Below are 24,707 nucleotides of genomic sequence, written 5' to 3'. Positions count from 1 at the left end.
GCGGACGACCCCGGTCTCGAGGGAAACCGGGGTCGGGCGAGGAGGCGCCGGCGGGGAGGCCGGCGCGGGCGGCTCAGCGCCGGAGGTAGCCGGCGCTCGCCATCGTGAGGAGCTCGTCCCGCATCGCCGGGCTGCTGCTGCGCGCCAGAGCCTCGTCGATGGCGCGGCGGGTACGGGCGGCCTGGCGCCGCTGCCGCCAGCTGGACGTCACGCTGTTCATCGGTGGTGCCTCTTTCGTCGGTGGTGGATAGCCCTACGTCTAAGAGAAGTAGCGCAACTGCCACCATATTCCTACGATCCGTAGGCGAATGGCTGGAAACACCGAAGTTCTCTCATCCCACCGGGTGACCCTGCTCACCGCAGACGCGACGGCGCCCGCCCTCCGTACGGGAGGGCGGGCGCCGTCGTGGTGTGTCGCGTCAGCTGGGGCGCGGTACGTCCCCGCGCCACGCACCGGTCTCGGTGCCGCGGCTCTCGATGAACTCCTTGAACTTCTTCGCGTCCGCCTTGATCTGGCGGTCGTCGAAGCCCAGGGCCGCCCCGGCCTTCTCGACCAGGCCCTCGGGCTCCCAGTCGATCTGGATCATCACGCGGGTCTTGGCGTCGTCCAGACGGTGGAAGGTGACCACCCCGGCGTGCTTCGCCTCGCCGCTGGTGCTGGTCCAGGCGACCCGCTCCTCGACGTGCTGCTCGGTGATCTCGGCGTCGAACTCGCGCTTCACGCCGTCGATGTTGGTGACCCAGTGGGTGTGCGTCTCGTCGATCTGGGTGATCTTCTCGACCCCGCCCATGAACTGGGGGAAGGACTCGAACTGCGTCCACTGGTCGTACGCGACCCGGATCGGGACGTCGACGTCGACGGATTCCTGCACGCTGGCCACGTTCTCAGCTCCTCGTGTCGCTTGCTCGGTCGTGTACGACCTACCCCGGAAGGGCCGCTGCGACACGTCGGTTCGCGCTGGTCAGGGCCGCGCCGCGGGCGGTCCGGCCCGGCGTTCACCCGCCAGCGCGACAGCCAGCCGGACGGCGACGACCGCCACGGTGGCCAGAGCGATCACCCGCACGAGGCCCAGCCCGATGTTCGCGCCGCCGTCGTCGCCGGCGAGGGCCACGGCGTCGATCAGCACCATCACGACCAGCGCCCCGATGACGACGAACCCGGCGGTCCGCCACGACCGCGGGTGCGTGCTGGTGCCCAGCAGGACCCCGCCGGCCAGCGCCGCCAGGTACCCGAGCACCTGCAGGGTCCAGCCGGCGACGCTCTCCTCGCTCGCGGGCAGCCGGCCGTCCAGCACCGTCGCGAGGACGGTGGCGACGGCGAACAGGAGCAGCGCCGCGAGGGCGGGAGCGCGTCGGTCCACGAGCGCCATCCTGCCTGCCGGGACCCGGGTCAGAACGCCAGCGCCGCGCCGGGATCGGACAGCACCGTGCCGACGTCGACGAGGAACCGCGAACCGAGCTCGCCGTCGATGATCCGGTGGTCGAAGGAGAGCGCCAGCTGCGTGACCTGCCGGACGCGGACTCTCCCCTTGTGCACCCACGGCCGCTCGCGGACCGCCCCGAACGCCAGGATCGCCGCCTCCCCGGGGTTCAGAATCGGTGTGCCGGTGTCGACGCCGAACACGCCCACGTTCGTGATCGTCAGCGTGCCCCCGGACATGTCCGCCGGAGAGGTGCGCCCGGCGCGCGCGGTCGCGGTCAGCTCGGACAGGGCTCCGGCGAGCTCGGCCAGGGACAACCGGCCGGCGTCCTTGATGTTCGGGACGAGAAGGCCGCGCGGGGTGGCCGCGGCGATGCCGAGGTTCACCTGCCCGTGGACGACGATCTCCTGGGCGGCCTCGTCCCACGAGCTGTTGACCGCCGGATGGCGCTCGGCGGCCAGCAGCACCGCCTTGGCCACGAACAGCAGCGGGCTCATCGCGATGCCGGCCATCTCGGGCCGCTGAGCCAGCCGGCGGCGCAGCTTCATCATCCGCGTGACGTCGACGGTCAGGAACTCCGTGACGTGCGGCGCGGTGAAGGCGCTGGCCACCATGGCGGCCGCGGTGTGCTTGCGGACGCCGGTGACGGGGATGCGCTGCTCCCCGGACCGGGGGTCCCGAGGGCCCGTGGTGGCGCCGTCCGTAGGGGGAGCCGCGCGGAACGCGTCGACGTCGGCCCGCGTGATGACACCGCCCGGGCCGCTGCCGGTGAGCTGCGTCAGGTCGACCCCGCAGTCCTTGGCGTACTTGCGGACCGGTGGCTTGGCCAGCGGCCGCGGGCCGCGCCGGCCGGGCGCGGCGGCCGACGCGGAGGCCGACTCCGCACGGATCGCGGCGGCCTCGGCCTGCCGTCCGACCTCCAGGCCGCCGTGGCGCACCGGCTTGCTGCGGGCGTCCGGCGCGGTGGAGAGCAGCGGGGGCCGGTCGGCGCCGGACCCGTAGTCGGCCTCGGGCAGGACGGCCTGCGGCTCGGTGGCCCGGGCTGCGGCGGCATCGCCGGACCGGCGGGGGCGACGGCGGGCCTCGGTGGTGCGGGGGCCGTAGCCGACCAGGACCGCCGTCCGGCCGTTGGCGTTGGTCTCGCCGGTCAGCCCCGTGCCGCCGGGCTCGGGCGCCTCCTCGCCGCCGCCGTCACCGCCGTCACCGCCGGTGTCGATGGTGATGATCGGCGTTCCGACGTCGACGGTCGCGCCGGCCTCGACCAGCAGCTCGACCACCCGGCCGGCGTACGGCGAGGGCAGTTCGACGGCCGCCTTCGCCGTCTCGACCTCGCACAGCGGCTGGTTGACGGTGACGGTGTCGCCGACCGCCACCAGCCACTGGAGGATCTCCCCCTCGGTCAGCCCCTCGCCGACGTCGGGCAGCGTGAACCGGCGCAGCGCACCCGCGGTCTGCGTCATCTCAGAACCCCATCGCGCGGTCGACGGCGTCCAGCACCCGGTCGAGGTCGGGGAGGTACTCCTCCTCCAGCTTCGACGGCGGGTAGGGAGTGTCGTAGCCACCGACCCGGAGCACCGGGGCCTCCAGGGAGTGGAAACAGGTCTCGGTCACGCGGGCGGCGATCTCCGCACCCGGCCCGAGCGTCGTCGCCGCCTCGTGCACGACGACGCAGCGGCCGGTGCGGCGGACCGACTCGTGGACCGGGTCCAGGTCCAGCGGGGAGACGGTGCGCAGGTCGATGACCTCCAGCGAGCGCCCCTCCTCGGCGGCTGCCTCGGCCGCCTGCAACGCCGTCTTCACCATCGGGCCGTAGGCCAGGACGGTGACGTCGTCGCCACCACGGACGACCCGGGAGCGGAACAGCGGCTCGGGCGTGGCAGAGATGTCGACCTCGGCCTTCTCCCAGTACCGCCGCTTCGGTTCGAGGAAGACGACCGGGTCGGGGTGTGCGATGGCCTGCTGGATGCCCCAGTAGGCGTCGACCGGGTTGCTGATCGCGACGACCTTCAGGCCCGGGGTGTGCGCGAAGTAGGCCTCGGGGCTCTCGCTGTGGTGCTCCACCGCGCCGATACCGCCGCCCATCGGGATGCGGATGACGATCGGCATCTGCACCGTGCCCCTCGAGCGGGCGTGGATCTTGGCGACCTGGGTGACGATCTGGTTGTAGGCGGGGAAGACGAAGCCGTCGAACTGGATCTCGCAGACCGGCCGGTAGCCGCGCATCGCCAGGCCCACCGCGGTGCCGACGATGCCCGCCTCGGCCAGCGGGGTGTCCACGACGCGGTCCTCGCCGAAGTCCTTCTGCAGCCCGTCGGTGATGCGGAAGACGCCGCCGAGCCGGCCGATGTCCTCGCCCATGAGCACGACCTTGGGGTCGTCCTCCATGGCGCGGCGCAAGCCGAGGTTGAGCGCCTTGCCGATGGTCATCGTCTCGGTCGCCGGCGCGTCCAGCAGCCCGGTGCTCATTCCTGGGCCCCGTCGAACGACGCCCGGTAGGCCTCGAACTCGGCGCGCTGGGCGGCCAGGGGCGGGGTCTGCTCGGCGTAGACGGCGTCGAACATGGCGGTGGGCGGGGGATCGGGCATCTCGACCGTGCCGCGCCGGATGCGCGCGGCGAGCTGGTCGGCCTCGGCGTCCACGCCCTCGAAGAAGGCGGCGTCGGCCAGCCCGCTGCGGGACAGGTAGGCCTTGAGCCGGGCGATCGGGTCGCGCAGCTTCCACTCCTCGACCTCGCCGGCCAGGCGGTAGCGGGTCGGGTCGTCCGACGTGGTGTGCGCGCCCATCCGGTAGGTGAAGGCCTCGATGAAGGTGGGGCCCTGCCCTTCGCGGGCGGCCCGCAGCGCGGCGCGGGTCACCGCCAGGACGGCCAGCACGTCGTTGCCGTCCACCCGGACGCCGGGGAAGCCGAAGCCGGCCGCGCGGCGGTACAGCGGGACCTTGGACTGGCGCTCGAGCGGCACGCTGATCGCGTACTGGTTGTTCTGGCAGAAGAAGACGACGGGTGCGGAGAAGCTGGCGGCGAAGACCATCGCCTCGTTGACCTCGCCCTGGCTGGTGGCGCCGTCGCCGAGGAAGGCCAGGACGGCGTTCTCTGCACCGTCGCGCTGGACGCCCATCGCGTAGCCGGTGGCGTGCAGGCACTGGGCGCCGATGACGATCGTGTACAGGCCGAAGCCCCGCTCCACCGGGTTCCAGCCGCCGTTGTCGACGCCGCGGAACAGGCTCATGACGTGCAGGGGCTCGACCCCGCGGGCCCAGGCGACGCCGTGCTCGCGGTAGGTCGGGAACGCCATGTCGCCGTCCTCCAGCGCCCGTCCGGCGCCGAGCTGGGCGGCTTCCTGGCCGAGCAGCGAGGCCCAGATGCCCAGCTCGCCCTGGCGCTGCAGCGCCGTCGCCTCGACGTCCCACCGGCGGACGAGCGTCATGTCGCGGTAGAAGCCGCGCAGCTCCTCGTCGGTGACGTCCAGCGGGTAGTCGGGGTGCTCGATCCGCTCGCCCTCGGGCGTGAGCAGCTGCACCAGGTCCGGCTGCTGCGGCCGGTGCGGCGCACCGGCCCCGGGCACGGGGTCGACGACCTCCGTGGCGTCGCCGATGTCGGCCTCGATCTCGTCACGCACCGCGGTCATCGCTCGCTCCTCGCCGTTCGCCGCCCGGTCCGGGGTCACCGGCGCCGTGCGGAGGTGGACGCATCTCGGCGCCCGGGTGTGGCGCCGCTCACACATCCTGCCATGGCACCGCGGTCCGGTGGGAGCGGTCGAGTCCTACGAACTCGTGGTGATCAGCGGCCGATGGCCACCACTTCGCATGGTTCGACGGGGCGCCGCCTGCGGATCAGCGTTCCGTGCGCCGGATCCGGACCGGCCCGCGGGCGGTGGTGACGTCCACGACCTCCCCACCCTGGGTGACCTCGACCCGCCCGGTTCCCGCCAGGCGCCCGGCCGCGGCCCGCGCGGCGGGCATGAGGTCGCGCCACCCGTCGGCATCGACCCGGCGGGCCGCCTCCGAGGGGCAGATCGTGGTGCCCGCGCGCCGGAGGGCGAGCAGCTCAGCGATCGCCTGCTCCAGCCGCGCGTCGACGTCCATCCATCGAGCGTGCGCGGTGGCGCGCCCTCCTGCCAGCGCACCGCCGAGGGAGTCCGCAGCCGGCCGCCGGGGTAGGAGCAGCGACATGGCGAAGAAGACCGTGATCGGCACCCTCGGCAAGGGGAAGCGCGGGATCAGCACGACGGGCTGGGCGCTGCGCGGCGCGGCCGCCGGCGCCGCGGGCAGCACGGCGCTCAACGCCGTCACCTACCTGGACATGGCCGTGCGCGGCCGCGGCAGCAGCTCCACGCCCGAACGGACGGTGGAGACCCTGGCGAGCAAGGCGCACGTCCCCATCCCGGGCGACGATGAGACGCGGCAGAACCGGGTGCAGGGCCTGGGGCCGCTCACCGGGCTGGTCGCCGGCGTCGGGGTCGGCGTCGTCGTCGGACTGGTGCGGGCGGCGGGATACCGCTCCCGTCCCGCCGTGGGCACGCTGCTGACCACCGCCGGCGTCCTGGTCGCGGCGAACGGGCCGATGACCGTCCTCGGCATCACCGACCCGCGCACCTGGTCGCGGACGGACTGGCTCAGCGACCTCGTGCCGCACGTGGTCTACGGCGCCGTCGTCAAGACGACGATGGACGCCTTCGACCGGTGAGGGACCCCGCTGTGCGCCGCCCACGAGGAACACCACAGGCGGTACGGCGTGCGTGCTCGACTCGAACTCGAGGTCCACCCTCGATGAAGGTCACAAGCGGTTGGTTCGCTTCAGCCAGCTCGAGAGCGCCGCAGCCGACAGGCCCACGACGATCAGTGCCGTGACCACGACCGGTGACATCTCAATGTAGTCGTGGCGCCGTCCGATTCGAGACGCCATGGCCAGGATCGACACCACGTAGGTGGCGACGATGAGGCCGTGAAGCACCCGGGCGGCCGTTCTGCTGAGCTGCGCCCGGAACCAACGCACGAGCCAGATGCCGAACATGAACACCATCGCCAGCTCGATGCTGAACGCAGCGCTCGCAGGCATCCCGAAGGACTCCCGGTCGTCCTCGATGACGGGCCCGAGGAGCGCGAGCACACCGAGCCCGAGCGTGAGATGCCAGACGAGGACGAGGACGGGCTCGACCCAGTTGCGTTCCCGGTCCGCCTCAGCCCATGCAGCGGCGAACGCGACGACATCAGGGCCGACCACGTCGCGGACGTCGCGTCCATCGGCGACCGCCGCCCTGAGGTGGTCGCCGAGTTCGTCCGCCTTGCGGCGCCAACTCGATCGCGGGATCCCGGACCTCCGCCAGTGTGCCGTCGCCTGCCGGACCACCCTGTCGATCTCGTCCGCCCCGACACTCTGCTCACCCATGGACGACGTCCTGTTGCTCACGTTCGCTCCGTCCGATCGTGGCATCGACGCCGGCCGACACCTCTCGCCACACGGCCCGGGCCGACGCCAGTTCACCCTCGCCGGCAGCAGTGATCCGGTAGTAGCGCCGTGGTGGACCGCCCGCTGCCGGCGTCCGGTAGCTCTCCAGCAGCCCACGGCGCTCCAGCCGGGAGAGCAGCGGATAGATCGAGCCCTCGCTCACAGCGAGCAGGCCGGCGTCGTGCAGCGCCGACGCGAGCTCGTAGCCGTACCGATCCCGGTCGGACACCAGTGCGAGCAGGCACGCATCCAGGATCCCGCGCAACAGTCTCGACGCCCGGCCGTCGTCGTCAGCACTCACGAGCGAGTGGAGCACTCGGCTACCATGTGGTGCAGGATAGGAGCGACGGCCTTGCACTGCAAGGTAGTCGTCATCCAGCGACGAGAGGAGCGCCCGTCGCTCGTCGCGAGCAGGGTGCAGATCCCGACGGCGGCCCGCCGGCCGGCGGGCATGATGCCTGCATGGAGGAGATCACCAGCGAGGCGCAGCTGCGGGAACTGCTCGGCGAACCGGCGCCCGCGGCGCTGGCCAAGGAACGGACGGCGCTCGCCGACGTCGACCGAGAGTGGCTGGCGGCCTCGCCGTTCTGCCTGATCGCAACCAGCGGTGCGGACGGCGGGTGCGACGTCTCCCCCAAGGGCGATCCGCCCGGCTTCACGCTGGTCCTGGACGACCGGAGGATCGCGATCCCCGAGCGGGCCGGCAACCGCCGCGCCGACGGCTACCGCAACATCCTGAGCAATCCGCACGTCGGGCTGATCTACCTGCTGCCGGGCCGCACCGACACGCTGCGGATCAACGGCCACGCCCGACTGGTCACCGAGCCGGCGCTGCTGGACCGGATGGTGGTCAAGGGGCACCGCCCGGTCCTGGCCGTGGTGGTCGACGTCGAGCAGGTGTTCCACCACTGCGGCAAGGCGTTCCTGCGCTCGCAGCTGTGGGACCCCGAGAGCTGGCGCCCCGACGCCGTGCCCACCCGGGCACGCATCGCGCACGCCCTGGAGCGCAAGGACGAGCCGCTCGAGGAGCTGGAGCGCTACTACTCCAGCGCGGCGTACTCGGCCGGCCTCTACCCCACCACCTGACGCACGCCACGATCAGCTGACCTGATCGTTGCGTGTCCTCCCTCACCGCCCACCGTGAGGGAGGACGCAGCATGATCAGGTTCCCTGATCATCGCGGGGCGCGCGGGACGTGAACGGTCAGGCGTGCCAGCCGCGCTCGTCCACGCCGCCGGGCACGGGGGCGGCGGGGTCGTACGGGGTGCGGGTGAAGATGAACGTGCCCAGGTCCAGGTGGTCCTCGGCGATGCGCAGCGTCTCGCCGGCGTAGTAGCCGTCCAGCCCGACCCACCGGCCGTCCGCACGCCGCTCGAACCGGCTGGCCCGCCCGCCACGACCGGGCAGCGGACCCAGGTGCAGCCGTCCGCCCCCGACCGCACGCAGCACGGACGGGGACACACCCCAGAACCAGACGCCGAGGGACTCCAGCGGCACCGGGGACGGGGACGGGGTCCAGGCGTCGACGATCCGCGGCTCGGCGGCGCGCAGGTCGGCCAGCAGGCCCAGGACGACCGGCTCCACGCCCGCGGTGGCGTTGGCCAGCGAGACGGCACCGGTCTGCTCGTCGCGGTCGACGAAGACGCCGGCCAGGAAGCCGGGCATCGAGCCGCCGTGGCCGACCAGCGTCCGCCCGTCCACGCGCATCACCTGCACGCCCAGCCCGTAGGCCGACCAGCCGGCGGCGGAGGAGTCCACACCGGCGGGCTCGGTCATCTCCTCGAGCGTCGCGGGGTCCAGGACGTCGGCGGTGTCGCCGAGGAGGAAGGCGGCGAACCGGCCCAGGTCGGCCAGCGTCGCCCACAGCTGCCCGGCGGCGGCCATCACGCCGGCGTGGTGCTCGGGCTCGGGGAGGACGACGTCGGCCCACGGGTGCACGGCCCGCCCCTCGGCCGCGGCGCCCGAGGGACGCGGGCTGGTGCGGGTCATCCCCAGGGGTGCCAGCACCTCGGCCTGCACCGCGTCGTCCCACGAGGTCCCGCGCTGCCGCGCCACGAGCTCGCCGAGCAGCCCGAACCCCAGGTTCGAGTAGTGGAAGCGCCGGGCCGCCCCGAGGACGACGTCGTCGCCGGCCAGCCCGAGGTCGGCCAGCGAGCCGCCGGGCACGCGCTCCCACCAGCCGCCCGGGCTCTCGGCGGAGGCGCCGGCCAGGTGCGAGAGCAGCTGGCCGACGGTGCGCTCGCCCAGCGGCGTCCCCGGCAGGTGCCGCTCCAGCGGGTCGTCGAGGGACAGCCGGCCCTCGTCGCGCAGCCGCATCACCAGGACCGCGGTGACCGTCTTGCTGATCGACCCGAGCCGGTACTGGACGTCGGCGTGCGGCTCTGCGACGGCGCCGCGGCCCGCCGACCACGCCAGCCCGCCGTCGCGGACGACGCCGGCGACGAGGCTGGGCGCGCGCCCGTCCCGTTGCACGCGGGCCACGCGGGCGAGCAGGGTGCGGGCGGTCGCGGGCAGCACGGGTTCGGGCATGCCGGCGACCGTATCGCCGACACGTCCGGCCAGATCAGCTGGTGGGGACGGGATGCGTGCTGGGCAGCCGTCCGGTCCGCGTCACCCAGCGCTCGAACCAGATCGTCACCAGCGGCGGCACGGAGGCGGCCAGTCCGAGCAGCGTGGTGCCGGCCGACCAGCGCAGCACCCGGGCGGCCAGGAGCGTGATCACCACATACGCCACGAAGATGCCGCCGTGGATGGGCCCGAAGATCTTGACGCCGAGCTCGCTGGTCTCGGGCACGTACTTGACGAACATCCCGATCAGCAGGCCGACCCAGGAGAGGGCCTCGGCGACGGCGGCGACGCGGAACGCTGTGGCGACGGTGCGGGGGTTCATCGGGGCGACGTCCTCGGGTGTGCGGCGGTGGGTCGGCGTGCTTCTCGGCCACGGGGCTCAACGGCCGGACGGCGGCCGACGTCCCCACGTGCGGTGTGATCCTGCCGCCAGTGGCAGGGTCGCCCCCGTGCGGGGGCTGGCGCGGCGGGAGTTCTGCCTGGTCCTGCTGCGCCGGATGGCCGACGTCCGGCCGGATCTGGTGGCCGAGGCGATCCCCCGGCTGGGCGCGACCCGTGCCGAGGCGCACGCCGCGCACACCCGGTGGCAGGCCCTGCACCACGCGCCCCGGGCGCCCCGGGGGCTGGCGCTGCGCACGGCCGTCCTCGGCCCGGCCGACGAGCTGGAGGACCGCAGGTTCGGCGATCTCGACGTCCAGGTGCGGCGCTGGCCGCTCCCGCTGTGGCCGCACCTGTGGTGGGAGGTGCTCAGCGGCCCCGGGGGATCGGTGCTGCACGAGCACCTGGCCCGCGCACCCGGATCACCCGTCCCGCCGGCACGGGCCGGCGACCTGGGGGTGTGGGAGCACGTGCTCGACGACGTCGTCGGCCTGCCCGGGGCGAGGAGCGTCGACCCCGGCGTCGTGACCCGCTGGGAGGTGCACCTGCCCGGCGGCGTGCGGACGACCTTCGTGTGGGGGCTGCTGCAGCGGGTCGATCAGGCGGCGATGCGGCGGGCGCCGGCGTAGCCGCCGAGCGCGTCGACCGGCGCGACCTTGACGACGTCGCCGGACGTCGGCGCGTGGACCATCTGGCCGCCGCCGATGTAGATGCCCACGTGGCTGACCGGGCTGTAGAAGAACACCAGGTCGCCGGGCCGCAGACTGCCGCGGGGCACGGACTGGCCCATCTGGGCCTGCATCCGGCTGGAGTGCGGCAGGTTGATGCCGGCGGCCTTGAAGGCGTACTGGGTGAGACCCGAGCAGTCGAACGATCCGGGACCGTCGGCCGCCCAGACGTAGGGCTTGCCGCGCTGGGCCATGGCCGTGTCGATCGCGATCTGGGCGGCGCCGCTGTCGGCGACGACGGGCGCCGAGGCGGCGGCCAGCTGCTCGGTCCGCTCACCGCGGCTGGCCCGCGAGGAGGCCGTGGAACCGCCGGAGTGCGCGGAGCCGTCGGCGTGGGCCTGGGCCGCGGCGGCGGCGACCGCCCGCTGCTCCGCGGCGCTGAGCCGCTGGTGGATCGCCTTGTACTCGGCGATCTGGCCCTCGAGATCGGTCTGCTGGGCGAGGACGGCGTCGTACTGGCGCTGCGCCTCGGCGACCGACGTCCGGACCTGCTCCTGCGCCGCGGCGGCCGCGGCGTTCGCGTCGGCCGCGACGGTGAGCAGCTCGTTCTGGTGCCCGGCCACCATCTGGAGCGTGGACATCCGGTTGACGAACTCGTCGGCGGAGCCGCTGATCATCAGGGCCTGGAAGGAGTTGAGCCCCTCGCCGGTGTAGGCGGTGCGGGCGATGCCGCGCACCCGCTGCTGCGCCACCGCGAGCGCGGCCGTGGCCCGGTCCAGCTCGGCCTGGGCGGCCTGGGCCGCGGCCTGCTGCGCCCGCAGCACCTCGCGCGCCTCGTTGAACTGCTCGGAGAGCGCCTCGAGGTCGTGACCGCGGGCGGCGACCAGTTCCGCTGCCTCGGCGGCCGTGCCCGGGGTACCGGGAGCGGCCGAGGCCGGCACGGTGGCCAGCAGGATGCCGAAGGCGCCGACGAGGGAGAGGGCGGCACGTCGGACGGTGCGGCCGCGAGCGGGCTGCAGGGGAAGCGCCATGAGCGGCGGCTCTCCGTTTCATTCGGTTGCTGCGACGGGCTGCCACCCCGGTGGTGACTGAACGCCTCGGCAGGCACACTGACGGTAAGCCCGTTACCGACCCGTGACAACGGGTGAATCACAACTATGTGGTTTGCCCAGGTGAGGCGTGGGTAACAGGGCGCGGTTGCGGCGACCGGACTGTGACGGACCCGTTCACTCGCCGCTGTCGGGCGGGTGAGGCGAGCACACCCCGCCGGGGAGCTGTTTCGGAACGTCCCGGCTCGCGCACTACGAAGGCATGGACCTCCGCCGCCCCCTCCTCCTGCTCGCCGTAGCCGGATCGCTGGTCGCCTGTGGCGACAACACGGATCTGGAGCGCGGTGAGACCAACTGCGACTCCCAGGGAGAGGAGGCCGGCAACCCGCACGACGCCAGCTGCGAGGAGACCGGCTTCAACGACCCCGAGTGACGGAGCCGACCCCTGACGTCGGAGTCCGGCTCCGTGCACTCGTGGACGAGGGCGCTCCTGGCAGGCGTACGCCGGCGCCTGCAGGGCCGTGACCTCGCGCTGATCGCGGCCGGGCTCACCTTCTACGCGGGCATCGCGGTGGTACCGCTGCTGGTGCTCTCGTTCTCGCTCACCGCCCGCCTCCGGTCCCCGGAGCGGGTGCACGAACTCGGGGAGCGGCTGGCCGGTCTCCTGCCGCCCGAGCTGGGCGCGCCGGACGCGGTGGCCCGGCTGGTCGAGGCGGGGGTGGGCCTGAACCCTCTGCAGGCGCTGCTCGCCCTGCTGCCCATGTCGCTGTACGGCGAGGGGGTCCGGCGGGCGCTGCTGCGGTTCAGCACCCGCCAGGAGGGATTGACCAGCTGGCGGGGCCGGCTCGCCGCCCTGCCGCTCCTGCTGCTCGCCCCCTTCCTCCTCTATCCGTTGCTGCTGGCCGCCGACGCCATGGCCGGCCTCGCCGAGAGCGGGGGCGTCTGGGCGACGGTCGGCCGGGTGGCGGTCGGCTTCTACGCGGTCCTGGCCGCCCTCACGCTCCCGTTGGCCTGGGGCTTCCGCGTCGTGGGCGGGGACCGGGTGCGGTGGCCGGCGCTCGTGTGCGGCGCGCTGTTCACGGCCGCGTGCCTGTCCGGCTTCCTGCAGGGATTCGTGCTCTTCCTGTCCCTGCCGCTGGACCTCGGCGCCCCCTTCGGCGGGCTGACCGTGGTCGGCGGCGTCGTCGCCGTCGGCTTCTGGCTGTGGCTGCTGCACCTCGTGATGCTGGCCGGCTGGCTGCTCACCGGTTCGCTGGACGAGCTGCTGGAGCGGCGCCGGGCAGCGGCGGCCTGACGTCGGCCTCAGCCGGGGACGGCGGCCAGCTCTGCGGGCAGGTCGTCCCGGTGCAGCACGACCAGCGTGCTCACCGCCCGGGTGAGCACGACGTAGAGCCGGTGCAGCCCCCGCGGCTCGGCAGCCACGATCGCCGCCGGATCGGCCACGACGACCGCGTCGAACTCCAGCCCTTTGGCCAGGGTGGCGGGCACGACCGCCACCCGCGACGGCGGCTCGCCGTCGTCGACCAGGGCGGTGGCCGGGATCCCCGCGCCGGTCAGCAGGCCGACCACCTCGTCGACGACGCCGTCGGCGCAGACCACCCCGATCGACCCCGGCTGCACGGCCAGCTCCTCCACCACCCCGACCAGCGGGCCGGCGAGATCGGCCGTCGACCGGATACGCAGTGATCCGGGCTCGCCCCGGACGGCGGTGGCGCCCGGCAGGCCGGGCGCTATGACCGGGAGCAGGCGGTTGGCGTAGTCGAGGACCTCCGCAGGCACCCGGTAGCCGCGGGTGAGCGGGCGGACGACGGTGCCGGGGCGGCCCAGCCCGGCCAGGGTCTGCCCCCAGTCGGCCGCCGACCAGGGACTGGTCGCCTGCGCGAGGTCACCGAGGACGGTGAGCGATCCGGCGGCCAGCCGACGTGCCACGGCCCGGCACTGCATCGGGGACAGGTCCTGCGCCTCGTCGACGACGACGTGCCCGAAGCCCTGGGTCCGCTCGAGCAGCCCCGCCGCCTCGTCGACCAGCACGGCGTCGGCCTCCGTCCAGGGTGCGGAACGGACCGACCGGGGCGGCGCGGCCCAGACCAGCAGCGCCTGCTCGGCGTCGTCGAGGACGCCCCGGGCCGCGCGGGCGAGCAGGGCGGCGTCGGTGAACAGCGCCGCGACCAGACCGGCGGCGTCGCGGGCGGGCCACACCTGGTCGCAGAAGGCGCGCACCTCCGGGCTGCGCGCGGCCCTGCGCGTCTCGGCGTCGGTCGGGCTGCCGCCGGCGGCCTCCTTCTGCCGCCGGGCATCCCCGGCGAGCAGCATGGCCAGCCGGTCCCGCCCGGCGGCGTAGTGCAGCAGCTGCTGGTCGTCGTCGCCCCGGGCACGGCGGCGCAGGTCGTCGACGGAGCGCTTGAGCCGCTCCACCGGGACGCGGTAGCGACGTCCGGCCAGGGGCACCATCACGTCGTCGGCCGGCTTGCGGATCTCGCCCCACAGCGCCCGGCGCAGCACCTCGGCCATCCGGACGTCGCCCTTGAGGACGGCGGCCGCCGGCTGGTCGACGGCGCGCACCGGCACCCGGCCGGTGAGGTCGGCGACCGTGGACTGGGCCACGTCCACCTCGCCCAGGGTGGGCAGCACCTGCTCGATGTAGCGCAGGAACGCGCGGTTGGGCCCCACGACGAGGACGCCGGTGCGCGCCAGCTGACCGCCGTGGGTGTACAGCAGGTAGGCCGCCCGGTGCAGGCCGACGGCGGTCTTGCCGGTGCCCGGGGCGCCCTGCACGCAGATCGACTCGCTCAGCGGCGCGCGGACGATGTCGTCCTGGTCGGGCTGGATGGTGGCCACGATGTCGCGCATCGGGCCGCTGCGCGGGCGCTCGATCTCCGCACGCAGGAACTCCCCCGGGCCGTCGTCGCCGGTCTCGAGGCGCTCGTCCTCGTACCCGGTGAGCTCGCCGCCCGCGAACCCGAACCGGCGGCGGCGTGCGACGCCCTGGGGGTCGGCGGCGGTGGCCTGGTAGAACGGCCGGCTCATCGGGGCGCGCCAGTCGATGACCACCGGGTCGCCGGCGTCGTCGCGCACGTGCCGGCGGCCGATGTGGAAGGTCTCGGGCGGCGGGCCGGTGCTGTCGGTGCGGCCGAAGAACGGCGGGACGTCCGGATCGGCGGCCAGCGCGCGCAGCCGTTCGGCGCGCGCGGCGCCCAGTCGCTCGGATGCCCAGGCGTCGACGCCGGCGTCGGTCACCGCGGTGGTGGCGACCCGCATCCGGGAGAGGCATTCCTCGGCCCGCGCCAGGTGGGCGCGCTCGGCGACGAGGACGGGATCGGGAGGGGGAACGGTCTCGGAGCGGGCGACGGGAGACACGGTCGGAGGACGCTACGCCGCACCGCCGGGCGGGTCGAGGGCCTTTCGCCCGCGGAGCGCTCTGACCGGCGCCGTCGGGCGGGTCGACCGGACCTGCGGGGAACCTCCGGCCCCCGCGGCACGGTCGGGACAGAGGGCCCGTAACGACAGCGACGCGAGAGCCGCCGTGAATGGCGGTTCTCGCGTCGGTATCGCGGCCGTCGCTCCATTCCGGAGCGCGGGCGAATGGCTCAGCTGTGGGTGCGGAGGATCCGTCCCAGACGAGCGATGAACCGCACGCCCTCACCCTGCGACGCGCCGATCGGGGCGCGGTCGGCCTCGAGGTAGGAGGGGTCCGCGAAGAGCATCGGGGCGAAGCTCATCGGGATGTTGCCCATCGTGCTGGGCCTGTGAGCGGTACGCGTTCCCATGACTGTCTCCTGACGAGTGGTCCGTGGTCGCTTTCTTCATCGGCCACACCGGGTGTTGCTTTAGTGATAACTCGCCGAAGGCGCGGATCAGTACCCGCAAAGCCTGAGATGCTGCTCACTAGAATGGTGAATAGTGTCCGAGGCCACTCCGAGAGAGTGGCCTCGGACACTATTCGCCATTCGGGACAATTCCGGCCGGATCGCGGTCCGCGATCATGCGCGGTCGGCGGGCTCCACGATCGTCACCTCGACGGCGCGCAGCTGCGCCGGCGTCTCCAGGAGCACGGCCTTGGTGGGCTCGCCCACGTCGAGGTGCGGCTCCCGGCGCAGGGCGGCGAGCCCCGCCAGCCGCCGGTCGGCGAGGACCTCGTCGACCAGCCCCCTGTCCCCGCCGGTGAACACCGCGATGACGTCCGCGAGGTGCGGGAGCAGGACCCGGGCCGCGGTGTCGGCGGCAGCGGTGACGACGGCGTCGGTCTGGTGGCCGCGCCGGCGGGCGAACCGTTGCTGCGACCAGCCGCCGGCCGCCGTACGCCCCTGGACCTGGCGCGCGTCGACCTTGGAGACCACCAGCCGCTCCCCGGTGAAGACGCCGACGGCCCACCGGCCGCGGCGGACCAGGAGGACCGCCGCCGTCCGGTCGGCGCGGGCCGCCGCGGTGAAGCCGGCGAGCAGCGGTTGCTCCGGCCTCCACCCGAAGGGCGCCCGGAGCGCGACGGTCGTGGTGTCCGCGCAGGTCAGCCGGACCGTGCCGTCGTCGTCCGCGATCACGTCGGCGAAGGCGCCGTGCCGCTCGGCGACCCCGTCCAGCCACCTGCCCAGCCGCTCGGGGGCGACGCCGAGCCGCCGTCCGCCCCCGGGCGCCGGACGGGGACGGGTCATCGGGTGCGGAGGCCGAGCAACCGGTCCAGGACGTCGCCGGTCCGCAGCCCGTCGTGCTCGTACTCGTTGGTGACCCACGTCCGCACGTTGCCCACGGCGGCGGCCGTCTCCAGCGACAGCTCGGCGTCGACGTACATGTCGTCGAAGTAGACGGCGGCGTCGACCGGCACCGCGTTGGCCGCCAGCCGGGCCGGGTCGTACAGCTCCGGCAGGTCCTCGCGGGCGGCGAGCGCGTGCGCCGCGGGACCGAAGGGCCGCAGCGAGGCGACCTCGTCGAACATCCAGGGGTAGATCATCTCGCCGGTGAACGGCAGGGGGCGCACGTCGCCGTCGAAGGCCGGGGTGCGCTCGGCCTCCGCCGCCCAGGCGGTGGCGCCCGGGCCCGAGGCGTAGATGCTCTCGTGCAGGGCCGCGTAGAGCGGGTTGTCCCAGAAGGAGGTCCGGCGGGCGACCTGGTCGAGGAAGGTGTCCGACAGGCCGCTCGGGGCGCCGTCGTCGAGGGCCTCCTCCAGCAGCCAGTGCAGCTCCTCCGCGCCGGCCTGGGTGCCCAGGACCTGCCCGACGGTCTGCAGCCGGCGCACGGACAGGACGTCGCCGTCGGGGAGGCGCACCGGGGCGGCCGCGAGCCGGTCGGCGACCGCGGCGGCGCGGACGACGTCGTGCGGATACCGCTCGTAGAAGCGGCGCACCTTGCCCGCCACCCGGGGATAGGTGCGCCGGTAGAGCTCGCGCGCGTCGGGCTCCAGCGCGGGCAGGCCCCCGGTGATCAGGCAGCGGTCGAGGGCTTGCGGCGCGGTGGAGAGGTAGGCCAGGGTGACGAACCCGCCGTAGCTCTGCCCCAGCGTCGTCCAGCGCCGGCCGCCGTACAGGGCGGCGCGCACGTGCTCGGCGTCGGCCACGATGGAATCGGCCCGGAAGGCGAGCAGGTGCTCGGCCGCGGCCCGGGCGTCGGGGAAGCGCGCCACGGTGGCGGCGGTGATCCGGGAGCTGCGGCCGGTGCCGCGCTGGTCGAGGAGCACCACGCGGAAGTCCTGCAGCGCGCGCGGCAGCCAGCCGCCCCGCGTGGGCCGGGGCGACTTCCCGCCGGGGCCGCCCTGCAGGAACAGCAGCAGCGGCAGCTCGCGGTCACGCCTGTCCGGGTGCACGAGCTCGCGGACGAAGACGTCGATGCCCTCGCCGTCGTCGGCGGACCAGTGCAGCGGCACGGTCACCGTCCGGTCCCGGACCAGCGCCCCCGGGATGGCGTACCGCTCGTCCACCTAGCCGGCCAGCGCCGGCACGGCCGCGTGCTCCGCCGGGACGTGCAGCGCCCGCTGCGCCAGCGCGACGACGAGGGCGGCGACGGCGGCCGCGACGGTGGCCACCGCCAGGGCGGCGTTGGCGCCGGAGACGTCGACGATCTTGCCCGACACCGAGGCCCCCAGGGCCACGCCCAGAGCCAGCGCCGTGCCGATCCAGGTGAACGCCTCCGTGACGGCGGCCCGCGGCACGAGCTGCTCGGCGAGGGTGAAGGCGCTGATCAGCGCCGGCGACACCGCGATGCCCGCCAGCACGACGAACGGGACCATCAGCCAGGCGTCCCGGACCAGGATCAGCGGCGCGCTCAGCAGGGTGAGCAGCACGAGCACGCCGGCCAGCCGGTGGCGCAGCGGCAGCCGCCAGTGGACGGCCCCCCAGCCGATGCCGCTGATCATCGACCCGACGGCGAGCGCGGCGATGAGCACGCCGGTCATGGGCTTCTCGTCCAGCTCGTCGGCGAAGGCGACCAGCGAGATCTGCAGCGTGCCGAGGACGGTGCCCACCGCGGCGGACACGACGAACAGCACCTTGAGCCCGTCGGACCGCATGGCCGAGGACATGCTCCGGTTCTCGACGGCGGTCGGCACGGGTTCGGTGCGGCGCTGCGCGGCGAACAGCAGGCTGCCGACGGTCGCCAGCACGAACGCCGTCACCAGACCGGAGGTGGCATGGCCGGTGGTGGACAGGACGGTGACCAGCACGGGGCCGAGCACGAACACCATCTCGTCGACGACGGACTCCATGGCCAGCGCCGTCGGTAGCCGGTGGCTGCCCCGGAGCAGATGGGTCCACCGCACGCGGATCATCGAGGAGACCGGTGGCAGGCAGGCCCCGGCCAGGCCGGCCGAGGCGAACACCAGGACCAGCGGCCAGTCCTGGCGGACGGCCAGCAGGAACAGCGTCCCAGCGGAGACGAAGACGGCCAGCACGGGCAGCAGCACCCGGCGCTGGCCGTGGGCGTCGGAAAGCCGGCCGATGAACGGCCCGGCCACCGCCGTCGTGACCGCGCCGACCGCGGCGACGGCGCCGCCGAGCCCGTAGGACCCCGTCTGGTCCGCCACGAGCAGGACGCAACCCAGTCCGACCATGGACAGCGGCAGCCGACCGATGAAGGCAGCCAGCACCATGGGCAAGGTGTGCGGCGTGCGCAGCACCTGCAGGTAGGGATTGGCCACGTGGGGAAGAGCCTCCGTCGAACGGGTTGCGGCTCTCCCACGCTAACCGACCGGGAGCGCGGACACCGGCCGAGCCGGGCGCCACGCGGTGGGTCGACCCGGCCGCCGACGCCGTTGTCGGCGGTCGGATCCCGGGCACGCTATCGCGGGCCCTGTCCGCAGCCGACCCCGGTTCAGGAGCGGCCGTACGCGGGTCCCACCTCGGCGAGGAAGGCGTCCCACTCCCCCGGGACGGGCGAACCGTCCACCTCGGCGCCGAACCTGTCCAGGTACCAGTGCCAGCCCAGCACGAAGTCCGTGACGTCGGCGTCGGCACCGAAGACCTGCACGAAGCGCAGCACCGTCCGGTCGCCCTCGGTGCTCAGGTCGAGGTCGACCCGCCAGGCGTCGGTGTCCTGCTGCACCCACTCGACGGCCAGCCGCCGCGGCGGATCGCACTCGACGATGCGCATCGGCTCGCCCACCGGCTCCTCCTCGTGGGTCATCGTGAAGGTGCCGGTCCCGCCCACGGCCCGCTCGCCCTCGTAGGTGCCGATCCAGCGCGCCATGCGGTCGGGCTCGGTGAGCGCCGCCCAGACGTCCTCGACCGGGTCGGGCCACGAGCGGCGGAACTCCAGCCGCTGCCGCCCGTCGTCCAGCCGCGTCACGACGCCGCGCCGCGTCTCCAGGTGCTCGGTCATGCCGGTCCTCCGTTCCTCCGCGCCCGCCGACCGCGGGCGATCTCGGTGTCCAGTGCGTCCAGCCGCTGGGCCCACAGGTCGCGGTAGGGCTCCAGCCAGTCGTCGAGCTCGCGCAGCGGCCGCGGGTCGAGTACGTAGAGGCGCCGCTTCCCCTCGGCGCGCACGGTGACCAACCCCGCCTCCCGCAGCACCCGCAGGTGCCGGCTGATCGCCGGCCGGCTCACCGGGAAGCGGTCGGCCAGCTCGCCGGCGGCCATCTCCCCCTGCGCCAGGAGCTCCACCAGCTCCCGGCGGACCGGGTCGGCGAGGGCAGCGAGCGCGTCCACCGGGTATGCGTAACACGTCGGTTACGCGAGAGGAAGCGATTCCTGCACCGCCGGACGGGGCATGCGCCTGGCATGACCGTCACCGATCCCGACACCCCGGATCCGCTCAACGACCCCCGGACCCTGCAGGCCGACCCCGGCGCGCTGGGTCAGGGCGAGGACCTCGCCTCCGCCGCCGACGACCCGGTGGCCGCCGGCGAGGACGAGCTGGCGTCCGCCGACGACGAGACCGGCGAGGTCCTGGGCGGCGGCGTCTCCTGATCCCGCAGAACCTGTGCGGATGTGACGGATCGGTCCGGCACGGGTAGGCCCGGAGTCCTGTCGTCGAGCATTCGAGGAGGACCCATGGCCACGGGTGAGACCGGGTTCGAAGACGTCTTCTACGACCTCGTGTCCGTCCAGTACCACTCGCTGAAGGCGGGGCACGACTACGGCCAGTACGTCCGGGACGCCGAGAACGCGGGCCTGGACGACGTCGCGGCCTTCTTCCGCGAGGTGATGGAGCAGGACTCCGCGCGGGCGAAGCGCTGCCACGAGTTCCTGGGCCGGCTGCAGGGCACCGACCAGGGCGGTCCCGCCACGCAGTGAGCGGACCGCGGGGCACGATGGGGCCGTGATCGGGACTCCGCTGACCCGCTGGTTCGACCTCTCGACGCCGGTCATCGGTGCGCCGATGGCCGGCGTCTCGGGTGGTGCGCTGGCGCACGCCGTGTCGCGGGCCGGCGGCCTCGGGATGATCGGCGTGAGCGGCCGGCACAGCGCGGAGTTCGTGACGGCGGAGAGCGCCGTCGCCGCGCGGGACCAGCTGCCCTTCGGCGTCGGGCTGATGATCTGGACGCTGGGCGAGCGGCCCGAGCTCTTCGACGCCACGGTCGCCGCGCAGCCGAGCCTGGTGTCGATGTCGTTCGGGGACCCCGCGCCCTACGTGGGGCCGCTGCACGACGCGGGGATCGCGGTGGCCGCGCAGGTGAACACCGTCGCCGACGCGCGGCGCGCGATCGACGCGGGCGTCGACGTGCTCGTCGCCCAGGGCACCGAGGCGGGCGGGCACACCGGTCAGCGCGCGCTGCTCCCCCTGCTGCAGGAGGTGCTGGCCCTCACCGACCGGCCGGTGGTCGCCGCCGGGGGGATCGCGTCAGGCCGGGCCATGGCCGCGATGCTCGTGGCCGGAGCGGCAGGGGTGTGGGTCGGCACGGCGCTGCTGTCGTGCACCGAGGGGCTGAACGCCGCCGCAGCGCGGGAGCGCGTGCGGGAAGCGACGGGTGACGAGACGGTGCTGACCCGCGCCTTCGACGTCGCGGAGGGCATCGCCTGGCCGGAACGCTGGCCGGGGCGGGCACTGGTCAACGACTTCTCGCGCTCCTGGCACGGCCGCGAGGACGAGCTCGTGGACGATCAGGCCGCGCGGCAGCTCGTGGTCGAGGGCCGGCGCACCGGCGATCCGGCGTCCGCCCCGCTCTACGCGGGGGAGGCGGTGGGCCTGGTGACGGCGGAGCGGTCCGCGGCCGACGTCGTCCGGCAGCTGAGCGACGACGCGGAGAAGGCGCTGCGAGCGGTTCCCCGACTGCTCGGCTAGCTCAGCGCGCACGAATGTGCAGGTAACGACGTCACGGGCCGGCCGATAGACCGGTATGTGCACATACGGACGGGCGCCAGACCGCGGAGGCGTCGTGGGTGCAGTGGGTGACGCACGTGCGCTCCGCGCCGTCCCCCAGACTCCTGGGCTAGCTCGAGCGCCTGACGGGCCAAGCCCGAGTCAGACGGCGCAGCTGCCGTCCTCGCAGCCCTCGGCGGCGGGCACCGTGATCAGCGGGTTCGCGTCGGCCCAGGCGCGCTCGAGGAGCTGCAGCAGCTGCTCGGCCGGCTGGGCACCGGCGGCGCCGTACTTCCGGTCGACGACGAAGAAGGGCACGCCCCGCGCGCCGAGCTCGATGGCCGTCGCGCTGTCCTCGCTGACCGCCCAGCGGAAGCGCCGGTCGGTCAGGGCCTCGCGGATCTCCGCCTCGTCCAGGCCCACCTCGACCCCGAGCGGCACGAGCGAGTCGACGTCGAAGACCGAGCGCTGCTCCTCGAAGTAGGCGTGCAGCAGGCGCTCCTTGAGCTCGTTCCGCTTGCCGTGCTCGGCGGCCAGGTGCAGCAGCTCGTGGGCCAGGAGGGTGTTGCCGCTGACACCGTCGGCCAGGTGGTACTCCAGCCCCTCGGCGGCCGCGGTCTCCTCGAGGCCGCGCATGTTCTCGCGCATCTGCTCGACGCTGGTGCCGTACTTGGCGGCCAGCGCGGGGAGCGTCGGGTGCGTCTTGCCCTCGGGGACGGTCGGGTCGAGCTGGAAGGAGCGCCAGACGACCTCCACCTGGTCGCGGTGCGGGAACCGCTCCAGGGCGGTCTCCAGCCGGCGCTTGCCGACGTAGCACCACGGACAGACGACGTCGGACCAGACCTCTACGCGCATGCCCGGCCCAACGTCGTCGCCCGCCGGGGGATTCCGCGGAGCGGTGTCGCGCCGAGTGGGGCCCGAAGGGTCCCGCGCAGGCACGACGGAACGGCTCAGCTCACCAGAGGAATGGCTCGTGGCCGCGGTGCGATCCGGAGGATCGCCATGTCACCGCACGCCGACGAGGTCGACGACGAAGACGAGGGTGGCGCCGGGCTTGATGACGCCGCCGGCACCGCGCTCCCCGTAGGCCTTGTGCGGCGGGATGGTCAGCCGGCGGCGACCGCCGACCTTCATGCCGGTCATGCCCTCGTCCCAGCCCTGGATGACCATGCCGACGCCCAGCCGGAACTCCAGCGGGTCGCCGCGGTCCCAGGAGGCGTCGAACTGCTCGCCGCCGTCGTGGGTGACACCGACGTAGTGGGCGCTGATCAGGTCGCCGGCCTTGGCCTCGGGACCGTCACCGACGACGAGGTCCTCGATCACCAGGTCGTCGGGCGCGGGTCCGGTCGGCGGCTCGACGTCCGGACGGGTCAGCTCGGCCACGGTGCTCCCTCCTGCGCCGGGGCTCTCCCGGCGCCGCGCCCCATCCAATCAGCGCGCGGAGCAGGCCGCCCGGGCGGTCACTGCACCGCGGAGGGGTCCATCCACATGGTCTCCCACACGTGCCCGTCGGGGTCGGTGAAGCTGGTGCCGTACATGAAGCCGTGGTCCTGCGCCGGCTGCCATGGCTTCCCGCCGGAAGCCAGGGCGCGGGCCAGCATCTCGTCGGCCTCCTCGCGGGAGTCGACGGACAGCGCGTTGAGCACCGTCGTGGCCTGGGCCGGGTCGCCCACGACGCCGCCCGGCACGAAGTCGGCGAACCGCTCACGGGTCAGCAGCATGACGGTGATCTGCTCGCTGACGACGACGGACGCCGCGTTCTGGTCGCTGAACTGCTCGTCGAAGCCGAAGCCCAGGCCGCCGTAGAAGGCCTTCGCCCGGGCCAGGTCGGCGACGGGAAGATTGACGAAGATCATGCGCACGGGGGTCTCCTCGGTCCGCGGCCGTCCGGCCGGCTGGGCGGCACGCCCTCGCGTGCCGTCAGCAGTACGACGGGCGGCCATCCCGTTTCTCATCGGAGGGGCATGCGCGCAGGGGTCCCGGCTGTCGGTGGCCGTCGCTACGGTCCCGCCATGATCGACCACCTGGGTCTGCAGTGCGCCGACGCCGCGGCTTCAGCGGCGTTCTACGAGCGGGTCTTCGCGTCGTGCGGCGTGCGCGAGATGATGCGCTACGACACCCCGCACGGGCCGGTGATCGGCCTCGCCGGGCCGGACGGGATGCCCCAGCTGTGGACGTCGCCGCTGGAGGGCCCCGGCAACCGGCCGGTGCACCTGGCGCTGGCCGCGCCGTCCCGCGACGCGGTCGACGCCGTCTTCACCGCCGCGCGGGAGGCCGGGGCCGAGATCCTGCACGAGCCCCGCGAGTGGCCGGAGTACCACCCGGGCTACTACGGCGTCTTCCTCCGCGACCTCGACGGCAACAACGTCGAGGCCGTGCACCACAGGTTCCCCGAGCCCGCCTGATCGGGCGTCGCCCCGCACCCGCAACAAGTGGTTGCGCTTCCCTGACTCACCGCGCTAGGGTCACCCGCAACCAGACGTTGCAGAAAGGTGGGAGGCCATGGAACACGGGACCATCGAGCGGGAGCTCCACATCGACGCCTCACCGGAGGTCGTCTTCGACGTGGTGAGCAACCCCGAGCACGTGCGCGAGTGGTGGCCGGACGAGGCGGAGTACCCGGCGGTACCGGGAGGCGAGGGCCGGATCGGCTTCGGCGATGCCGGCGACCGCACGTGGGTGCGGTTCACCGTGGTCAACGCCGTCCCGAACCGGCTGTTCTCCTTCCGCTGGACCCACGCCGACGGCGAGGTCGCCGCGCCCGGCAACTCGATGCTGGTCGTCTTCGAGCTCGAGCCGGCCGGCAGCGGCACGCGGCTGCGGATGACCGAGACCGGCTTTCGCGAGCGCGGCTGGGACGAGGCGAAGGTCGCGGCCGAGCACGCCGACCACGTCACCGGCTGGGACTTCCACCTGCCCCGGCTGCCGGGGTACGCCGCCAAGGTCGCCGCGAACGCATGAGCACGCTGGTGGACGACGACCTCTGGTCGGCCGTCGGCGACCCGACCCGGCGTCGGATGCTCGACCTCCTGCTGAGCGAGGGCGGCGGGACGGCGACCAGCCTGAGCGAGCGCCTGCCGGTGACGCGCCAGGCGGTGGCCAAGCACCTCGTCGTCCTCGACCGGGTCGGGCTGGTGCACGCCACCGCCATCGGCAGGGAGAAGCAGTTCCGCGTCGACCCCGAGCAGCTCGCGCGGGCCGTGGCCCAGCTCGCCGACGTCGGCGCGGCCTGGGACGCCCGCCTGCACCGCATCAGGCGCATCGCCGAGCAGATCCAGCGCCGTGCGGACGAGAACGACGAACAGTCGAACGAGGAGGAGCACTAGAGAGGACCACGGAGATGGCAGACATCCGGCACCGCGTCGGCGTCGAGCACTCCTCGCCGCGGCAGGTGTACGACGCGCTCACCACACTGGACGGGCTGTCCGGCTGGTGGACCGAGAAGAGCGACTGG

General features: G+C 73.8%; 33 protein-coding genes. 11 read left to right on the top strand and 22 right to left on the bottom strand.

Annotation, left to right across the window (positions count from 1 at the left end; all coding sequences use genetic code 11):
* Window positions 1-73: 73 nt before the first annotated feature.
* The 7 genes from ACI793_RS14590 to ACI793_RS14560 all read right to left on the bottom strand — a co-directional run bounded on the left by ACI793_RS14590 (window position 74) and on the right by ACI793_RS14560 (window position 5,504).
* Window positions 74-220 (bottom strand): hypothetical protein, encoded by a 147-nt coding sequence (locus ACI793_RS14590; protein ID WP_456607100.1) that lies wholly within the window; start codon window positions 218-220, stop codon window positions 74-76.
* Window positions 221-419: 199 nt separating this feature from the next.
* Window positions 420-881: an SRPBCC family protein gene (locus ACI793_RS14585; RefSeq protein WP_456607099.1), complete on the bottom strand. Its 462-nt coding sequence runs from the start codon at window positions 879-881 to the stop codon at window positions 420-422.
* 81 nt (window positions 882-962) lie between these two features.
* Entirely contained in the window at window positions 963-1,361 is a 399-nt protein-coding gene (locus ACI793_RS14580) for a hypothetical protein (RefSeq protein ID WP_456607098.1), read from the bottom strand.
* Window positions 1,362-1,390: 29 nt separating this feature from the next.
* Entirely contained in the window at window positions 1,391-2,881 is a 1,491-nt protein-coding gene (locus ACI793_RS14575) for a dihydrolipoamide acetyltransferase family protein (protein WP_456607097.1), read from the bottom strand.
* 1 nt (window position 2,882) lies between these two features.
* On the bottom strand, window positions 2,883-3,887 hold the full coding sequence (locus ACI793_RS14570) for an alpha-ketoacid dehydrogenase subunit beta (protein ID WP_456607096.1): 1,005 nt from the start codon (window positions 3,885-3,887) through the stop codon (window positions 2,883-2,885).
* Window positions 3,884-5,047, bottom strand: a complete 1,164-nt coding sequence (pdhA, locus tag ACI793_RS14565) for a pyruvate dehydrogenase (acetyl-transferring) E1 component subunit alpha (RefSeq protein WP_456607095.1) — start codon at window positions 5,045-5,047, stop codon at window positions 3,884-3,886. Before pdhA ends, ACI793_RS14570 begins: the two co-directional genes overlap by 4 nt.
* Window positions 5,048-5,252: 205 nt before the next feature.
* Window positions 5,253-5,504 carry a DUF3253 domain-containing protein gene (locus ACI793_RS14560; protein WP_456607094.1) on the bottom strand — a complete coding sequence of 84 codons (252 nt, stop codon included), beginning with the start codon at window positions 5,502-5,504 and terminating at the stop codon, window positions 5,253-5,255.
* 85 nt (window positions 5,505-5,589) lie between these two features.
* Here ACI793_RS14560 and ACI793_RS14555 point away from each other — a divergent pair, with 85 nt between their 5' ends.
* On the top strand, window positions 5,590-6,105 hold the full coding sequence (locus ACI793_RS14555; RefSeq protein ID WP_456607093.1) for a hypothetical protein: 516 nt from the start codon (window positions 5,590-5,592) through the stop codon (window positions 6,103-6,105).
* Between the two features lie 90 nt (window positions 6,106-6,195).
* Here the strand turns inward: ACI793_RS14555 and ACI793_RS14550 are convergent, their stop codons facing one another.
* Together ACI793_RS14550 and ACI793_RS14545 are read right to left on the bottom strand one after the other, a co-directional pair.
* Entirely contained in the window at window positions 6,196-6,807 is a 612-nt protein-coding gene (locus tag ACI793_RS14550) for a hypothetical protein (protein ID WP_456607092.1), read from the bottom strand.
* Complete coding sequence (locus tag ACI793_RS14545; protein ID WP_456607091.1) at window positions 6,800-7,096, bottom strand: PadR family transcriptional regulator; 297 nt, start codon at window positions 7,094-7,096, stop codon at window positions 6,800-6,802. Before ACI793_RS14545 ends, ACI793_RS14550 begins: the two co-directional genes overlap by 8 nt.
* 233 nt (window positions 7,097-7,329) lie before the next feature.
* On the opposite strand from ACI793_RS14545, the gene ACI793_RS14540 reads away from it, so the two are divergent.
* Window positions 7,330-7,953, top strand: coding sequence for a pyridoxamine 5'-phosphate oxidase family protein (locus ACI793_RS14540; RefSeq protein WP_456607090.1), 624 nt, complete (start codon window positions 7,330-7,332; stop codon window positions 7,951-7,953).
* Window positions 7,954-8,070: 117 nt separating this feature from the next.
* Here ACI793_RS14540 and ACI793_RS14535 read toward each other — a convergent pair whose 3' ends face one another.
* Both ACI793_RS14535 and ACI793_RS14530 read right to left on the bottom strand, forming a co-directional pair.
* Entirely contained in the window at window positions 8,071-9,396 is a 1,326-nt protein-coding gene (locus tag ACI793_RS14535; protein ID WP_456607089.1) for a serine hydrolase domain-containing protein, read from the bottom strand.
* A 34-nt stretch (window positions 9,397-9,430) separates the two neighbouring features.
* Window positions 9,431-9,757 (bottom strand): DUF3817 domain-containing protein, encoded by a 327-nt coding sequence (locus ACI793_RS14530; protein WP_456607088.1) that lies wholly within the window; start codon window positions 9,755-9,757, stop codon window positions 9,431-9,433.
* A 127-nt stretch (window positions 9,758-9,884) separates the two neighbouring features.
* Here ACI793_RS14530 and ACI793_RS14525 point away from each other — a divergent pair, with 127 nt between their 5' ends.
* Entirely contained in the window at window positions 9,885-10,442 is a 558-nt protein-coding gene (locus ACI793_RS14525; protein ID WP_456607087.1) for a hypothetical protein, read from the top strand.
* Here the strand turns inward: ACI793_RS14525 and ACI793_RS14520 are convergent.
* Complete coding sequence (locus ACI793_RS14520) at window positions 10,412-11,512, bottom strand: C40 family peptidase (RefSeq protein ID WP_456607086.1); 1,101 nt, start codon at window positions 11,510-11,512, stop codon at window positions 10,412-10,414. The two genes, ACI793_RS14525 and ACI793_RS14520, sit on opposite strands and share 31 nt — an antisense overlap.
* A 280-nt stretch (window positions 11,513-11,792) precedes the next feature.
* On the opposite strand from ACI793_RS14520, the gene ACI793_RS14515 reads away from it, so the two are divergent.
* Window positions 11,793-11,963: a hypothetical protein gene (locus ACI793_RS14515; protein ID WP_456607085.1), complete on the top strand. Its 171-nt coding sequence runs from the start codon at window positions 11,793-11,795 to the stop codon at window positions 11,961-11,963.
* A 33-nt stretch (window positions 11,964-11,996) separates the two neighbouring features.
* Entirely contained in the window at window positions 11,997-12,824 is an 828-nt protein-coding gene (locus tag ACI793_RS14510) for a YhjD/YihY/BrkB family envelope integrity protein (RefSeq protein ID WP_456607084.1), read from the top strand.
* Window positions 12,825-12,832: 8 nt separating this feature from the next.
* Here ACI793_RS14510 and ACI793_RS14505 read toward each other — a convergent pair whose 3' ends face one another.
* The 7 genes from ACI793_RS14505 to ACI793_RS14475 form a co-directional block, all read right to left on the bottom strand.
* On the bottom strand, window positions 12,833-14,887 hold the full coding sequence (locus ACI793_RS14505; RefSeq protein ID WP_456607083.1) for a HelD family protein: 2,055 nt from the start codon (window positions 14,885-14,887) through the stop codon (window positions 12,833-12,835).
* 230 nt (window positions 14,888-15,117) lie between these two features.
* A complete protein-coding gene (locus ACI793_RS14500; RefSeq protein WP_456607082.1) occupies window positions 15,118-15,264 on the bottom strand; it encodes a hypothetical protein in 147 nt (48 codons plus the stop codon).
* A 246-nt stretch (window positions 15,265-15,510) separates the two neighbouring features.
* Window positions 15,511-16,179 carry an acVLRF1 family peptidyl-tRNA hydrolase gene (locus tag ACI793_RS14495; RefSeq protein WP_456607081.1) on the bottom strand — a complete coding sequence of 223 codons (669 nt, stop codon included), beginning with the start codon at window positions 16,177-16,179 and terminating at the stop codon, window positions 15,511-15,513.
* Window positions 16,176-17,438 carry an alpha/beta fold hydrolase gene (locus ACI793_RS14490; protein WP_456607080.1) on the bottom strand — a complete coding sequence of 421 codons (1,263 nt, stop codon included), beginning with the start codon at window positions 17,436-17,438 and terminating at the stop codon, window positions 16,176-16,178. Before ACI793_RS14490 ends, ACI793_RS14495 begins: the two co-directional genes overlap by 4 nt.
* Window positions 17,439-18,653 carry an MFS transporter gene (locus ACI793_RS14485; RefSeq protein WP_456607079.1) on the bottom strand — a complete coding sequence of 405 codons (1,215 nt, stop codon included), beginning with the start codon at window positions 18,651-18,653 and terminating at the stop codon, window positions 17,439-17,441.
* Window positions 18,654-18,826: 173 nt separating this feature from the next.
* Complete coding sequence (locus ACI793_RS14480; protein WP_456607078.1) at window positions 18,827-19,333, bottom strand: SRPBCC family protein; 507 nt, start codon at window positions 19,331-19,333, stop codon at window positions 18,827-18,829.
* Complete coding sequence (locus ACI793_RS14475; RefSeq protein WP_456607077.1) at window positions 19,330-19,659, bottom strand: ArsR/SmtB family transcription factor; 330 nt, start codon at window positions 19,657-19,659, stop codon at window positions 19,330-19,332. Before ACI793_RS14475 ends, ACI793_RS14480 begins: the two co-directional genes overlap by 4 nt.
* A 72-nt stretch (window positions 19,660-19,731) precedes the next feature.
* Here ACI793_RS14475 and ACI793_RS14470 point away from each other — a divergent pair, with 72 nt between their 5' ends.
* The 3 genes from ACI793_RS14470 (at window position 19,732) to ACI793_RS14460 (ending at window position 21,235) form a co-directional block, all read left to right on the top strand.
* Window positions 19,732-19,920, top strand: coding sequence for a hypothetical protein (locus ACI793_RS14470; RefSeq protein ID WP_456607076.1), 189 nt, complete (start codon window positions 19,732-19,734; stop codon window positions 19,918-19,920).
* Window positions 19,921-20,004: 84 nt separating this feature from the next.
* Entirely contained in the window at window positions 20,005-20,247 is a 243-nt protein-coding gene (locus ACI793_RS14465; protein WP_456607075.1) for an acyl carrier protein, read from the top strand.
* Between the two features lie 25 nt (window positions 20,248-20,272).
* Window positions 20,273-21,235 carry an NAD(P)H-dependent flavin oxidoreductase gene (locus tag ACI793_RS14460; RefSeq protein ID WP_456607074.1) on the top strand — a complete coding sequence of 321 codons (963 nt, stop codon included), beginning with the start codon at window positions 20,273-20,275 and terminating at the stop codon, window positions 21,233-21,235.
* Between the two features lie 180 nt (window positions 21,236-21,415).
* Here ACI793_RS14460 and ACI793_RS14455 read toward each other — a convergent pair whose 3' ends face one another.
* The 3 genes from ACI793_RS14455 to ACI793_RS14445 form a co-directional block, all read right to left on the bottom strand.
* Window positions 21,416-22,108 (bottom strand): DsbA family oxidoreductase, encoded by a 693-nt coding sequence (locus ACI793_RS14455; RefSeq protein ID WP_456607073.1) that lies wholly within the window; start codon window positions 22,106-22,108, stop codon window positions 21,416-21,418.
* Window positions 22,109-22,258: 150 nt separating this feature from the next.
* Window positions 22,259-22,636, bottom strand: coding sequence for an FKBP-type peptidyl-prolyl cis-trans isomerase (locus ACI793_RS14450; RefSeq protein WP_456607072.1), 378 nt, complete (start codon window positions 22,634-22,636; stop codon window positions 22,259-22,261).
* Between the two features lie 77 nt (window positions 22,637-22,713).
* Entirely contained in the window at window positions 22,714-23,109 is a 396-nt protein-coding gene (locus ACI793_RS14445; protein ID WP_456607181.1) for a VOC family protein, read from the bottom strand.
* 156 nt (window positions 23,110-23,265) lie between these two features.
* Here ACI793_RS14445 and ACI793_RS14440 point away from each other — a divergent pair, with 156 nt between their 5' ends.
* The 3 genes from ACI793_RS14440 (at window position 23,266) to ACI793_RS14430 (ending at window position 24,579) form a co-directional block, all read left to right on the top strand.
* Complete coding sequence (locus ACI793_RS14440) at window positions 23,266-23,658, top strand: VOC family protein (protein ID WP_456607071.1); 393 nt, start codon at window positions 23,266-23,268, stop codon at window positions 23,656-23,658.
* Window positions 23,659-23,755: 97 nt separating this feature from the next.
* Window positions 23,756-24,214 (top strand): SRPBCC domain-containing protein, encoded by a 459-nt coding sequence (locus ACI793_RS14435; RefSeq protein ID WP_456607070.1) that lies wholly within the window; start codon window positions 23,756-23,758, stop codon window positions 24,212-24,214.
* Window positions 24,211-24,579, top strand: coding sequence for an ArsR/SmtB family transcription factor (locus tag ACI793_RS14430; RefSeq protein WP_456607069.1), 369 nt, complete (start codon window positions 24,211-24,213; stop codon window positions 24,577-24,579). Before ACI793_RS14435 ends, ACI793_RS14430 begins: the two co-directional genes overlap by 4 nt.
* The last annotated feature ends 128 nt before the right edge of the window (window positions 24,580-24,707 follow it).

This window comes from Blastococcus sp. SYSU DS0617, from assembly GCF_054051075.1.
Note: the sequence above shows the minus strand (reverse complement) of the source record. Positions and strands in the feature narration are given on the sequence as shown.

Coding starts and splice junctions, on each gene's coding strand:
- ACI793_RS14455 (WP_456607073.1), bottom strand. CDS start 22,108: ATGCGCGTAGAGGTCTGGTCCGACGTCGTCTGTCCGTGGTGCTACGTC.
- ACI793_RS14560 (WP_456607094.1), bottom strand. CDS start 5,504: ATGGACGTCGACGCGCGGCTGGAGCAGGCGATCGCTGAGCTGCTCGCC.
- ACI793_RS14500 (WP_456607082.1), bottom strand. CDS start 15,264: ATGGGCAACATCCCGATGAGCTTCGCCCCGATGCTCTTCGCGGACCCC.
- ACI793_RS14540 (WP_456607090.1), top strand. CDS start 7,330: ATGGAGGAGATCACCAGCGAGGCGCAGCTGCGGGAACTGCTCGGCGAA.
- ACI793_RS14530 (WP_456607088.1), bottom strand. CDS start 9,757: ATGAACCCCCGCACCGTCGCCACAGCGTTCCGCGTCGCCGCCGTCGCC.
- ACI793_RS14465 (WP_456607075.1), top strand. CDS start 20,005: ATGGCCACGGGTGAGACCGGGTTCGAAGACGTCTTCTACGACCTCGTG.
- ACI793_RS14470 (WP_456607076.1), top strand. CDS start 19,732: ATGACCGTCACCGATCCCGACACCCCGGATCCGCTCAACGACCCCCGG.
- ACI793_RS14520 (WP_456607086.1), bottom strand. CDS start 11,512: ATGGCGCTTCCCCTGCAGCCCGCTCGCGGCCGCACCGTCCGACGTGCC.
- ACI793_RS14480 (WP_456607078.1), bottom strand. CDS start 19,333: ATGACCGAGCACCTGGAGACGCGGCGCGGCGTCGTGACGCGGCTGGAC.
- ACI793_RS14575 (WP_456607097.1), bottom strand. CDS start 2,881: ATGACGCAGACCGCGGGTGCGCTGCGCCGGTTCACGCTGCCCGACGTC.
- pdhA (WP_456607095.1), bottom strand. CDS start 5,047: ATGACCGCGGTGCGTGACGAGATCGAGGCCGACATCGGCGACGCCACG.
- ACI793_RS14515 (WP_456607085.1), top strand. CDS start 11,793: ATGGACCTCCGCCGCCCCCTCCTCCTGCTCGCCGTAGCCGGATCGCTG.
- ACI793_RS14550 (WP_456607092.1), bottom strand. CDS start 6,807: ATGGGTGAGCAGAGTGTCGGGGCGGACGAGATCGACAGGGTGGTCCGG.
- ACI793_RS14590 (WP_456607100.1), bottom strand. CDS start 220: ATGAACAGCGTGACGTCCAGCTGGCGGCAGCGGCGCCAGGCCGCCCGT.
- ACI793_RS14440 (WP_456607071.1), top strand. CDS start 23,266: ATGATCGACCACCTGGGTCTGCAGTGCGCCGACGCCGCGGCTTCAGCG.
- ACI793_RS14570 (WP_456607096.1), bottom strand. CDS start 3,887: ATGAGCACCGGGCTGCTGGACGCGCCGGCGACCGAGACGATGACCATC.
- ACI793_RS14535 (WP_456607089.1), bottom strand. CDS start 9,396: ATGCCCGAACCCGTGCTGCCCGCGACCGCCCGCACCCTGCTCGCCCGC.
- ACI793_RS14495 (WP_456607081.1), bottom strand. CDS start 16,179: ATGACCCGTCCCCGTCCGGCGCCCGGGGGCGGACGGCGGCTCGGCGTC.
- ACI793_RS14430 (WP_456607069.1), top strand. CDS start 24,211: ATGAGCACGCTGGTGGACGACGACCTCTGGTCGGCCGTCGGCGACCCG.
- ACI793_RS14555 (WP_456607093.1), top strand. CDS start 5,590: ATGGCGAAGAAGACCGTGATCGGCACCCTCGGCAAGGGGAAGCGCGGG.
- ACI793_RS14445 (WP_456607181.1), bottom strand. CDS start 23,109: ATGATCTTCGTCAATCTTCCCGTCGCCGACCTGGCCCGGGCGAAGGCC.
- ACI793_RS14435 (WP_456607070.1), top strand. CDS start 23,756: ATGGAACACGGGACCATCGAGCGGGAGCTCCACATCGACGCCTCACCG.